The organism is Aquimarina sp., assembly GCF_977115655.1.
The window spans coordinates 58898-70649 of the sequence record NZ_CDSBKO010000002.1 but is presented as its reverse complement, the minus strand read 5'-3'; the positions used below and the strand labels follow the sequence as shown (position 1 = coordinate 70649).

The following is an 11752-nucleotide window of genomic DNA, read 5'->3' as shown; positions in this document are numbered from 1 at the left end:
TAACTTTGTAAAATGTTTGTACACGTAGTAAAATCAAAAATTCATCGCGTTAAAGTAACTGGTGCTGATCTTAATTATATTGGCAGCATCACTATTGATCAGGACTTAATGGATGCCGCCAATATAATTGAAGGAGAAAAGGTGCAGATTGTGAATAATAATAACGGAGAACGCTTAGAAACATACGCAATACCAGGACCTAGAAATAGTGGAGAAATTACTCTTAATGGTGCCGCGGCCAGAAAAGTAGCCAAAGGGGATATTTTAATATTAATTACCTATGCTATGATGGACATCGAAGAGGCTAAAAGCTTTAAACCCAGACTCCTTTTTCCTAACGAAGAGAACAATTTATTAAAATAAATAGTGAATCCCAAAATCCTAAAAATTCTTAAAATAATACTCCCATTAGCAGTGGGAGTTTTTTTAATATGGTATTCGATCTCGTCTGCTACACCCGAAGAAAGACAAAAAACATTTCAATATGTTATGCAAGCAGACCCTGAGTGGGTTTTTTTATCTCTTGCTTTAGGTATTATTTCTCATCTTGCCAGAGCATATCGATGGAAATTTTTATTGGCCCCGTTAGGGTACTCTGTAAAACTGTCTAATAGCTTTATGGCAGTTATGATAGGGTATCTTGCTAATCTTGGAATACCCAGATCCGGAGAAATCCTTAGGGGAGGTACTATCTCTACCTACGAAAATATCCCTTTCAAAAAAGCATTCGGAACCATAATTTCAGAACGGGTTATTGATTTGATAATGCTACTATTGGTAATAGGTGTCACCTTGCTTTTTCAATCCGAACTATTATTATCCTACCTGCAAGAAAAAATTGCAAGTCCATTTGTTACTTTGGCTGCTTTATTGATTTTGTTAATTGCAGGAATATTTTTTTTGAGACTCTTAAAAAAATCGACCAACCCAATACTTATAAAAATAAGGGACTTTGGAAACGGCTTGTTAGAAGGGGTAAAAAGTATTTCAAAAATCAAACAGCGGGGAGCTTTTGTTTTTTATACCTTTCTTATTTGGGGATTATATATATGTATGTTTTATGTAATTAAATTTACAGTTCCTGAAACAGCATCTTTATCTATTGGCCCAATACTTGCTACTTTTGTGGCAGGATCCTTTGCTATGTCCACCACTAATGGAGGAATAGGGGCTTTTCCTATAGCAATAGCAGCTATTTTACTGCTTTTTGATGTAGAAAAACCCGCGGGAGAAGCTTTAGGTTGGATATTGTGGGGGTCTCAAACCGCAATAAATATAATTATAGGAGCGTTATCCTTTTTATTTCTTCCTATTTTAAACAGAGAAAAATAAGGAAATAATTTATATATTGTCCCTTGCTTAACCTTAATCCTAATTACATCATGAAAAAAAGTGCAACTCTTATTATAGCTTGTCTTTTTGCCTTTTCTGGTTATACCCAGGCAATCTATGAGTCTTTTAGATCTATCAAACTAGATCAAAGCAGAGAGTTAAAAATACAGCTCCCTCGTAATTATAAAAAAAATGAAGATAAAATATATCCACTAATTATTGTTTTAGACGGGGATTATTTATTCGAACCAGTTGCTGGTAATGTAGATTATTTTTCGTACTGGGAAGATATGCCAGAATCTATAGTTGTAGGCGTTAATCAGCGTAAAACCAGACAAACAGATTGCCAATATGATACCGCAGAATTTTTGCCAGAACTTAAAGGGGCAGAGTTTTTTGAGTTTATCGGACAGGAACTCGTTCCTTATCTAAATCAAACATATCGTACCGCTCAATTAAAAATTATTGTAGGGCATGATTATACGGCAAACTTTATTAACTATTTTTTATTTAAAGACAACCCTATTTTTCAAGGATATATAAGTCTTAGTCCAGAATTGGCTCCAAAAATGGGGGAGCGTATTGAAAGTAAGCTTGCAACCTCTTCTGATATTTGGTATTATTTGGCTACAGCAACCAATGATGCAGATAATATTAAAAATGATCTTGTTGCTTTGAATGAAAAGTTATCTGCAATTGAAAATACTGAAATGAATTATTTCTTTAATAATTTTGAAGAATCTTCACATTACACTCTGGTAGGTAAAGCAATCCCTCAAGCGTTAGAAAACATTTTTGAAATGTACCGCCCTATTAGTAAAAAAACATATAAAGAAGTTATTCTTTCTCTGGAGACCTCTCCCTATGAGTATTTGGTAGATATATACAGAACTACAGAAAAATTATATGGGATAAAACGTAAAATAAGGATCAATGACTTTATTGCAGTATCTACTGCTATCGAAAAAAATGAAAATTGGACAGAATTAGAGCCTTTAGGAAAACTGGCAATCAAAGAGCACTCTGATCTAATGCTAGGGTATTATTATCTGGGGATGTTTTATGAGCAAACAGGAGAACCTAAAAAAGCAATGAGAGCTTATGAAAGTGGATTTCAGTTAGCTGAAGTAGCTTTTTTAACCAAAGATTATATGCTGGATAAAGTAAACAAGATCAAAGAAGATTTTGGCTGGTAAACTGATCCAATCACAAACATAAACCAAAATAAACCAAAACCTTCAAGGTTTTTAAAAGCCTTGAAGGCATTTTTTGTTGAAACCAAATGCCCAAAACCAAAACTGTTTTTTTTTGTCAAAATTGTGGAGCCCAATATCCAAAATGGAAGGGACAATGTTCTTCATGTAAAGAATGGAATACTATTGCCGAAGAGGTTGTTCAAAAAGCAGAAAAAAGCGATTGGCGAAATGCTGCCTCTGTCCCAAAAACAAATAAGGTGGCCAAACCTTTACGTATTTCAGAAATTAACTCCAGCCAGGAGGCTCGTTACAATACAGACGATGCAGAGCTAAACAGAGTATTGGGTGGCGGTTTAGTGCCGGGATCTTTAACCTTGTTAGGAGGAGAGCCGGGAATAGGAAAAAGCACACTTTTATTACAAATAAGCCTTAAACTGCCTTATAAAACACTATATGTTTCTGGTGAAGAAAGCCAGCAGCAAATAAAAATGCGCGCAGAACGAATACATTCTAAAACAGACAACTGCTTAATTTTAACCGAAACCAAGACACAAAATATTTTTAGGCAGATTGAAGAAATACAGCCAGATATTGTTATTATAGATTCTATACAAACCCTGCATAGTGATTATATAGAAAGTAGTGCAGGGAGTATTTCTCAGATTCGGGAATGTACCACAGAGCTTATTAAATTTGCCAAAGAAACAGCGACCCCTGTTTTGTTGATTGGGCATATCACAAAAGATGGTAATATTGCAGGACCAAAAATTTTGGAACACATGGTAGATACCGTATTACAGTTTGAAGGAGACCGTAATCATGTATACCGAATTTTACGTGCATTAAAAAATCGTTTTGGATCAACATCAGAGTTGGGGATCTATGAAATGCAGGGCAGTGGTCTGCGAGAAGTAAATAACCCCAGTGAAATCCTGATCTCTAAAAACGATGAAGAATTAAGCGGTACCGTTATTGCATCTACGGTAGAAGGGATGCGCCCGCTTATGATAGAAATACAAGCTTTGGTAAGCACCGCAGTTTATGGAACGCCACAACGTAGTGCCACCGGTTACAATCTTAAACGTCTTAATATGATCCTTGCCGTTTTAGAAAAGAGGGCGGGTTTTAGGCTAGGAGCAAAAGATGTGTTTTTAAATGTTACAGGAGGAATATCTGTAGACGATCCTGCTATTGATTTGGCAGTAGTTGCAGCCATTTTATCCTCTAATGAAGACATTCCTGTGCCAAAAGATTATTGTTTTGCCGCAGAAGTTGGATTGGCAGGAGAAATACGCCCGGTAAACAAGGTAGAGCAACGAATACAAGAAGCAGAAAAACTAGGCTTTTCTACTATCTTTGTGTCTAAATACAATAAGATATCGCTACAAAATACGCAGATCAAAATTCAATTGGTTACCAAAATTGAAGATGTGGCAGAACACTTGTTTGGGTAATGGGTTAAAAAACACTTCGACAAAGCTCAATGTGACATAAAAATCTTTTATTCTCTTAGTATTTTACATAAAGTAAAGGGTGTAATTCATTTTACTTAGGTAGTATTAATATTCGATTCCGTTCTTCAACGGAATGACAATTCGATCAATTTTTGTGATGTACTTATACCATTTTAACTTTGAAAATGCAATAAAATAATGCTTCTTGTTTTTTCTTCTCCCAGCCCTTCGACTTGGCTCAGGATAAACTAAAGGCTGGGATCCATTTTGGCATAGTGTTATTAATAAGTGGATTCCGTTCTTCAACGGAATGACAAATCAACTTGTTTCTACATCCTGAAAAATTTTATCATGTACTAAACAAAGTAATATATCTTGAAATAGCTCGAGTTGTAATCCATTTTCTAATGCATAATTCTGGTTTTACCTACGGTGCAGGGTTTGGATTGTTTTCATGTACAGCTTCTATCTCTTTCATAATCGCATCAGAAAGGATTATATCTATACTACCTATGTTTTCTTTTAACTGTTTTAAAGATGTAGCCCCTATTATAGTACTGGTTACAAAAGGTTGTTGGTTTACAAACGCCAGTGCCATTTGTGTTAAACCAATACCATGGTTTTTTGCTATTTGGTTATATGCACGGGTAGCTTCAAATGATTTTTTGTTGTGATATCTGGAAAATTGAGGAAATAAGGTTACTCTTGCATTTTTTGGTGTTTCTTCGAGATACTTTCCCGTAAGTTGCCCAAAACCAAGAGGAGAATATGGTAAATGCCCTATATTTTCACGATGCAAAACTTCGGTAAGCCCCACTTCATCTTTTCGATTTAACAAACTATACGGGTTTTGAACAGTAATCATTTTTGGCATACCGTTTCGGGCTTCTTCTGCATATCGCATTACCCCATAAGGGGTTTCGTTAGACAGTCCTATTTGTCGTATCTTTCCTTCTTTTATAAATTCTTGTAAGTATCCTAATACTTCGTTAAAATTATCGCGCCATTGTTCTTCATGGTCATGCAAATACCCTCTTACCCCAAAAAAGTTGGTGTTCCTTTCTGGCCAATGTAACTGGTACAAGTCGATATAATCGGTTTGCAGGCGTTTTAAACTTTTATGTATAGCATCGGTAAATTCATCTTTGGTAAAACCACCTGTACGAATATGTTTTACAAAATCTCTTGGTCCTACTATCTTAGTAGCAATAACCAACTCCTCTCGCTTACCCGTTTTATGCAGCCATGAGCCAATAATTTTTTCGGTACTGCCTTGTGTATTTTTATTTGCCGGTACAGAATACAACTCTGCCGTATCTATAAAATTGACTCCGTGAGCAATAGCATAATCTAATTGCTCATGCCCTTGTACCTCTGTATTTTGCTCTCCCCAGGTCATACTCCCCAGACATATTTTACTAACTTTTATATCGGTATCAGGTAATGTAGTATATTTCATTTTTTTCTTTAGTAAGTATCAATTCAAAATTAAAGAGGGATCTTTAATTTTGAATTGCAGCTATTTTATTTTCAAAAATAGAAACTCTATGAATAAACTATTCCAAAAATTATCATAATAAAGGCACCTCTGTTTTTATTTATTTTTGTTTGTGGAAAATTTCCACAAACTATAACGATAAGTCAACATTTCAAAAAACAACTTAAAACCAATAAAAAATACAATTATTTGTTTTTCAAGACATTAAAACATTGTTGTATTTATTTAATTTTTTGGAATGATAATTTCTTTTAAAATCATACACGAGCAATTAAATTAATATTTTATGAAAAAGATATTTGTTCTTATAGCTGTATGCGCTATATCATTATCTTCTGCAAATGTATTTGCCCAACAGACAGAAGAAGAACTACCGGTTACAAAAACCTATGCAGATCAAGGGGATTATAAAAAAATACATACAGATAAGCTTTCTGAAATTATTAAAGCTGCTGTAGAAAAAGATTTTCCCGAAGCAACTATTTCTGAAGCTTACACAGATAAAAAGGGCAATTGTAAATTGATTTTGACTATAAATAACACCACAAAAACTGTGTATGCCAATTCTAGGGGAGAATGGTTTACTCCTGAGGAATAAAGATTATAACCAACCATTTTTATTTATTAACCATGAAAAGAGCTTCATTAGCCCCCTCATTAAGGGTTTTGATTCTCTCTGGATTGCCTTGAAAACAAAACATAATTTTGGAGAAGCATGCCCCTTTCAGCTTGCTATGAGGTTAGCGATTTAGAAGCTCTTTATTACATCAAAACGAACGGGACTACCCCATGTCCCATTCGTTTCTTTTCAACTAACCAACCTAAAATTATTTCCTCCAGCATCCATCCTATAAATTTTAGAGAACCTATGTAAACTCTGTTCTATTTGCACATACCACAATTGTTACCATATTCTTTTGTTTTTTGAAACCCCTTTTTCCAAAGTCATGCTTTAGAGCAAAGTGCATATATATTCATTTGGTTTACCCAAAAGTAATACCCAAAACTTTTTTATAAAACATAGAATGAGGGAACGGTCATTTTCAATTAGGAAAACCTTGTTTTGGCAGAGAATCCATAATCCTATCACACTTTATTGAACACTACTACCTACTTATAGTGGTTACCAGGGTTCTTCGAAGAACCATGGAAGTGCTTCCAGCCCATCCAGAGGTAATTCGAACTACCTTAGAGCGGGATCTGATCCCAGAATATATCACTTTTACCCCTTCTGGAAAGCACTTTAGCCCAAAAATTATCACTCATAAGGGGGCTGTTTATCCTTTTACTTTACAAAAAACAATATCCCTTGCTTTCCAATTTACAGGTTCTGAAATTACAGGCGATTTATAAAAACGTAGCAGGCTAACAGAATTGTTGTGCCCTGAAATTAATTTTAAAGGTTATTTTTTAGGGAAAGCCCTTTTGTTAAAAACAATAAGTAAAAATACACCTACACTTATTGCAGAATCAGCAATATTAAATACCGGATCGAAAAAAGAAAAATGCTGTCCACCCCAAAAAGGAATCCACTCTGGTAAAATATCATCATAAAAGGTAAACTGAATCATATCTACAACTTTGCCATAAAAAACTCCTTCATATCCTCCTCCTTCAGGCAAAAAAGTTGCAACCTCCAGGGTTGTGCTCTCGCTGAACAGGATACCATAAAAAATAGAATCGATGATGTTCCCGAACGCCCCTGCAAAAATCAACGCTATACAAAATGTAAGTATTGGCGCACTATTTTTGCGTACAGAGTCGTAAAGCCAATAGCCAATACCTGTTATTGCTACCAGCCTGAACAGGGTAAGGATTAGTTTTCCGTAATTGCCAGGAAGTTCAAACCCCCAAGCCATCCCCTTATTCTCTACAAATATAATTCTAAACCAATCAAAAACTTTTACATTATCATGGATGGTAAAATGAGTTTTTATATAAATTTTTGTGATTTGATCAATAAGTAACACCAAAATTATAACCAGAATAGATTTCTTTATAGACATAGATACATTAGTTTGCTTGGATGCTAAAAGCGTTGGACAAAAATAGTGTTTTATTAGTGAAACCCAAATCCAAAAGCTCATTCAAAAAGAACAACTTTTTTAATTCCCTAATATGGATTAAAATTTTGAAGAATCAGCCCCCCAACAAGAAGCATTTTTATAAACATACCTTGCCAGATTGCGATTATAGTTTTGATGGATAATTTAAGTAAAAAAAAAAATAGGGTGTTTTTACTTTTGCCTGTTGTAGGTAGTATACAGAACAATTATTTTTTTATACAAACCTTAAACCAATAGGATGAAAAAAATTAAAACCACACTAAGCGTAGTATCTGCTCTAATGTTGTTATGTACTGTGTTTTCTTGTGAAAAAAGAGATTCTACAGATTTAGAACTCAATATACCCGTTTATCAAGAATTGCTTGTGCGATACCAGATGAATCAAAAAGAAACAGTTGCAGAAGCAACTCTTAGAACTATAGATGAAAAAGGGACCCGACTAGAATTAAAAGGGGATTCTAAGATTTTGTGCAATGGAAAACCACCACAAAGGTTTAATCTTATATTTAATAGTCACGGTTGGAAGGTAAAAGGGCTTGTTGATGCAGAATTTATATATACAAAGAGTGATTCGAAATCTTTTAAAAATAAAATTTCTTTTGAAGAAGCAGAAACTATTGAGATACCGGCATCTTTTGCATCGGTAACCCTGGATGGCAAAACCAAGCTAAAATGGTCCGGAGCTTCTTTAGGCAAAAATGAACAAATTATAGTGTCTTTGCAACAAGCAGGTAATGGGGCCACAGAAATAATAAAAGGAACAGAATTGTTGGAGTTTGACAAGGTTTTTGTAGGAAAAATGGAAAAAGGAAAAGCGATACTTACAGTAACAAGAAGAAAAAAATTAGACGGGTTTAATCAATCTGACGGAATAAACAATGGACAACGTATTGTTGAAGTAGAAATATTTAAAGAAATTGAAGTGAAATAGTAAGTAGTTATTGATTTTTTTTTGAAAAAGACCTGAAAAGTCTATTTTAATGTTACTTATAAACAGAGAAGGTAAGTTTTGGTAGCTATTAATTTAGTATAATATTATTTTTGACAATATAAGTTGTTGATACTAATATTTTTTTGGGTCTTTTTTTTATATCTTAAGATTCTATTTTTTTCATAAAGACAAAAATTTATGGCAAACCTGATGCAGGTTTAAGGTACAAGTTCACTTACTTTATCATACACAAGGCTTGTTTCCCAACCTCTGTATAAAAGATAATCTGCCAGCTTTTTTCGTTTTTTATTTTTATCGTGTTCGCTTATGCTTTTGTATTTCTTTTCGGCAAGTGTATGAAAAGCCTCCAGATAATCTGCTTTGGATATTTCGTTAAGAGCACTTTTAATATTATAAGCAGAGATTTGTCGTATTTTTAATTCTTGGGTAATACGCTGTTTTCCCCATTTTTTGATGGTAAATTTACCTCTGGCAAAAGCTTTGGCAAAGCGCTCTTCATTAATAAAATTATGATCCAAAAGGTGTAATATGATTTTTTCTTTAGCTTCAGGAATCAGTTTCATGGTATACAACTTATCCTCCACCTCTTTATGGCAACGTTCCTGGTAAGCACAATAATGCTCCATTTTTTTTATAGCCTCGGCTACAGTCACAGGTGTTGAAAAGTTTTTGTACATAATACACAAAGGTAAAGTACTTTTGTAATTAGAAAAAAATCTATCTGTGGGATTTTATAAAACCAGTTCCCAGAACTTCGATACAAAACCATTACTATAACTATTTTATTATCTATTTTGAAAGATAAGGCTTTGGTTTGACCACAAACCCGTTACGTTGCCTTTCTTTCTGGAAAATCAGGGGATAGATGTTTTTTATAAGGATGATCTCATAAAAAACTATAAAACCAGAAAGTAGTATATTTATTCCGGATTATTAAGCATAAATAAATTAGAGACCTCTTGAAACTAAAAAACCCATATACTTTTTTTGATCAGTATTGCCTTAGAACACCAATCTTGCCATTGGATTTTTATTATAACGTTACCAAAGAGAAAAATATAACAACAGACATATTTGCAGATATATGGAAAGATGATATTATAAGAGAAGCCATTTTTTTAGCTTCGCCAGAACTGTTCTCTGAAATAGAAAAATGGTTGTCAGGAAATTTAAAAGACACCAAAAAACAAAAAAGACTAGAAGTATCTTTATTAAAATATATTTCCAGGATGAGCTCGCGATGTACTCCTTTTGGGTTATTTGCAGGCTGTAGTATAGGCAATTTTGCAGAAACCACAGATATCGAATTGGGGAATTATAATTTGTATAAAAGGCAAACCCGTTTTGATATGAATTTTTTGGTAGCTTTTTCACAAAAACTAGCTAAGGAAAAAGCAATCAAAAAGCAATTATTATGGTATCCTAACAGCAGTATATACAGGATAGGGGATCAATACCGGTATATAGAGTATACCTATAATAAAAACAATCGCAGAGAGCATTCTATAGAAGCAGTTACTTATGCCGGGTATCTCGAAACCATAATAGATAATGCAAAGGCAGGTAAAAAAATTGGGGAATTAGCATTGCTATTGGTAGATGATGAAATTACCCAAGAAGAGGCCGAAGAGTTTATAGAACAGCTTATCGATAATCAAATTTTGATAAGTGAAATAGAACCAACGGTAACCGGCGAAGATTTTTTGATACAATTAGAACAATGCCTGATTAGATTGGACACCCACACAACTGTTCTGAAAGAAATTCAGTTTTATAAGAAATTTCTGGATCAAATAGACCATAAACTGGGCAACGAGACCAAAAAATACATTGAAGTAAGTGAAAGGTTAAAACAATTAGAAACCCCTTTTGAGTTAAAATACCTTTTTCAAACCGACATGTACACCCAAACACAATCCAATCAATTAGATATTAGATGGGGATATAAATTGAAACGGGTATTAGTAGTGCTAAATAAAATAAGTATTGCTAATAAAGAAACGGATTTAAAACGGTTTAAAGATGCTTTTGTAAAACGATATGAAACACAAGAGATCCCTCTGGCAATTGCTCTGGATACAGAAATAGGCATTGGTTATTTACAACATCAGGATGCCAGCGATTCCACCTCTTTTTTGGATGACCTTTATATTCCGTTCAAATCAAATGCAAGACAGGAGATCTCTTGGGGGGCTGTTTCTGAAATATTGGGCAATAAATTACAAGAAATACAAAATTCATATATTTTAGAGCTGGAAGATAAAGATTTTGAAGATTTGGAGCCAAACTGGAACGACTTGCCAGATACCATGTCGACAATTGTTGAAATTATAAAAATAGATGACGAAGAAAAAATGGTTTTATCCTCGATGGGGGGATCATCGGCAGCAAACCTTTTGGGCAGATTTTCTACGGGAAACAAACAAGTTTTAAAACATATTCACAATATAGTTGCCATAGAGCAGGAAATACATCAAAATTTTATTATAGCAGAGGTGGTTCATTTGCCAGAATCCAGAACCGGGAACGTAATACGCAGGGCAACTATAAGAGAGCACGAAATACCTTATTTGGGGAAATCAAATGTATCTGTAAAAAAACAAATACCTATAGAAGATTTGATGATCTCTGTAAAGTATGACAGAATTGTGTTGAGGTCTAAAACCTTAAATAAAGAGATTGTACCACGGTTGACCAATGCACATAATTATAGTGCCAATGCATTGCCGGTATATCATTTTTTATGTGATATGCAAAAACAAGGCGGTAGGTCGGGTATAGGATTTTATTGGGGAGAAGCATTAGAAAAAAATACCTTTTTACCAAGGGTAGTATACAAAGATTTTATTTTGGCAGCAGCCCGGTGGAAAATCATTGTTGCAGATTTAGAATTTACAAACTCAGACGATAAAAAGGATATGTTTGAAGCCATAACTGTATGGAAAACAAAACTGAACATACCAGATTTGGTACAATTGGTAGATGGAGATAATACTCTGCTAATTAATTTGAAAAACAATAATTCGATAGAAATGTGGTTGGATGCCATAAAAAACAAAAAAAACTGTGTTCTCGAAGAATTTTTATTTATGAATGAAATCAATTCTAAAAAACAATCAGCTATAGTTCAACAAAACAAAAATAACTATACCAATCAATTTGTTGTTTCCTTATATAATGATGAAAAATTAAAACAAGCAAGAGAAAGAAACAACATTTCAAAAAAGGCACAAATCGAGATAAGATAAATTACT

Annotated in this window: 11 protein-coding genes; 8 read left to right on the top strand and 3 right to left on the bottom strand. The window is 33.9% G+C overall.

The features are described 5' to 3' along the window. The first annotated feature begins 12 nt into the window (after window positions 1–12). The 4 genes from panD (at window position 13) to radA (ending at window position 3982) form a co-directional block, all read left to right on the top strand. Window positions 13–363: an aspartate 1-decarboxylase gene (gene panD, locus ACZIYX_RS01725; RefSeq protein ID WP_462680462.1), complete on the top strand. Its 351-nt coding sequence runs from the start codon at window positions 13–15 to the stop codon at window positions 361–363. A gap of 3 nt (window positions 364–366) precedes the next feature. Next, the gene (locus tag ACZIYX_RS01720) at window positions 367–1332 is read left to right on the top strand and encodes a lysylphosphatidylglycerol synthase transmembrane domain-containing protein (protein ID WP_462680461.1); all 966 of its coding nucleotides are present in this window, start codon (window positions 367–369) and stop codon (window positions 1330–1332) included. Between the two features lie 50 nt (window positions 1333–1382). Beyond that, the gene (locus ACZIYX_RS01715) at window positions 1383–2528 is read left to right on the top strand and encodes an alpha/beta hydrolase (RefSeq protein WP_462680460.1); all 1146 of its coding nucleotides are present in this window, start codon (window positions 1383–1385) and stop codon (window positions 2526–2528) included. 86 nt (window positions 2529–2614) lie between these two features. Beyond that, window positions 2615–3982: a DNA repair protein RadA gene (radA, locus tag ACZIYX_RS01710; protein WP_462680459.1), complete on the top strand. Its 1368-nt coding sequence runs from the start codon at window positions 2615–2617 to the stop codon at window positions 3980–3982. A 427-nt stretch (window positions 3983–4409) separates the two neighbouring features. On the opposite strand, the gene ACZIYX_RS01705 is transcribed toward radA, so the two are convergent. Continuing rightward, the gene (locus ACZIYX_RS01705; protein ID WP_462680458.1) at window positions 4410–5441 is read right to left on the bottom strand and encodes an aldo/keto reductase; all 1032 of its coding nucleotides are present in this window, start codon (window positions 5439–5441) and stop codon (window positions 4410–4412) included. Window positions 5442–5766: 325 nt separating this feature from the next. Here ACZIYX_RS01705 and ACZIYX_RS01700 point away from each other — a divergent pair, with 325 nt between their 5' ends. Both ACZIYX_RS01700 and ACZIYX_RS01695 read left to right on the top strand, forming a co-directional pair. After that, window positions 5767–6078 (top strand): hypothetical protein, encoded by a 312-nt coding sequence (locus ACZIYX_RS01700; protein ID WP_462680457.1) that lies wholly within the window; start codon window positions 5767–5769, stop codon window positions 6076–6078. 548 nt (window positions 6079–6626) lie between these two features. Then, window positions 6627–6833 carry a hypothetical protein gene (locus ACZIYX_RS01695; protein ID WP_462680456.1) on the top strand — a complete coding sequence of 69 codons (207 nt, stop codon included), beginning with the start codon at window positions 6627–6629 and terminating at the stop codon, window positions 6831–6833. 50 nt (window positions 6834–6883) lie between these two features. Here ACZIYX_RS01695 and ACZIYX_RS01690 read toward each other — a convergent pair whose 3' ends face one another. Then, complete coding sequence (locus ACZIYX_RS01690; RefSeq protein WP_462680519.1) at window positions 6884–7486, bottom strand: lipoprotein signal peptidase; 603 nt, start codon at window positions 7484–7486, stop codon at window positions 6884–6886. Window positions 7487–7784: 298 nt separating this feature from the next. On the opposite strand from ACZIYX_RS01690, the gene ACZIYX_RS01685 reads away from it, so the two are divergent. After that, window positions 7785–8477: a hypothetical protein gene (locus ACZIYX_RS01685; protein WP_462680455.1), complete on the top strand. Its 693-nt coding sequence runs from the start codon at window positions 7785–7787 to the stop codon at window positions 8475–8477. A gap of 218 nt (window positions 8478–8695) precedes the next feature. On the opposite strand, the gene ACZIYX_RS01680 is transcribed toward ACZIYX_RS01685, so the two are convergent. Further along, on the bottom strand, window positions 8696–9124 hold the full coding sequence (locus ACZIYX_RS01680) for a regulatory protein RecX (protein ID WP_462680454.1): 429 nt from the start codon (window positions 9122–9124) through the stop codon (window positions 8696–8698). Between the two features lie 333 nt (window positions 9125–9457). Between ACZIYX_RS01680 and ACZIYX_RS01675 the strand changes: the two genes are divergently transcribed. After that, a complete protein-coding gene (locus tag ACZIYX_RS01675; protein ID WP_462680453.1) occupies window positions 9458–11746 on the top strand; it encodes a lantibiotic dehydratase family protein in 2289 nt (762 codons plus the stop codon). The last annotated feature ends 6 nt before the right edge of the window (window positions 11747–11752 follow it).

What these genes read in the sequence shown, in the direction of transcription:
- ACZIYX_RS01705 (WP_462680458.1), bottom strand. Translation starts at nt 5,441, where the DNA reads ATGAAATATACTACATTACCTGATACCGATATAAAAGTTAGTAAAATA.
- ACZIYX_RS01695 (WP_462680456.1), top strand. Translation starts at nt 6,627, where the DNA reads ATGGAAGTGCTTCCAGCCCATCCAGAGGTAATTCGAACTACCTTAGAG.
- panD (WP_462680462.1), top strand. Translation starts at nt 13, where the DNA reads ATGTTTGTACACGTAGTAAAATCAAAAATTCATCGCGTTAAAGTAACT.
- ACZIYX_RS01700 (WP_462680457.1), top strand. Translation starts at nt 5,767, where the DNA reads ATGAAAAAGATATTTGTTCTTATAGCTGTATGCGCTATATCATTATCT.
- radA (WP_462680459.1), top strand. Translation starts at nt 2,615, where the DNA reads ATGCCCAAAACCAAAACTGTTTTTTTTTGTCAAAATTGTGGAGCCCAA.
- ACZIYX_RS01690 (WP_462680519.1), bottom strand. Translation starts at nt 7,486, where the DNA reads ATGTCTATAAAGAAATCTATTCTGGTTATAATTTTGGTGTTACTTATT.
- ACZIYX_RS01680 (WP_462680454.1), bottom strand. Translation starts at nt 9,124, where the DNA reads ATGGAGCATTATTGTGCTTACCAGGAACGTTGCCATAAAGAGGTGGAG.
- ACZIYX_RS01685 (WP_462680455.1), top strand. Translation starts at nt 7,785, where the DNA reads ATGAAAAAAATTAAAACCACACTAAGCGTAGTATCTGCTCTAATGTTG.
- ACZIYX_RS01715 (WP_462680460.1), top strand. Translation starts at nt 1,383, where the DNA reads ATGAAAAAAAGTGCAACTCTTATTATAGCTTGTCTTTTTGCCTTTTCT.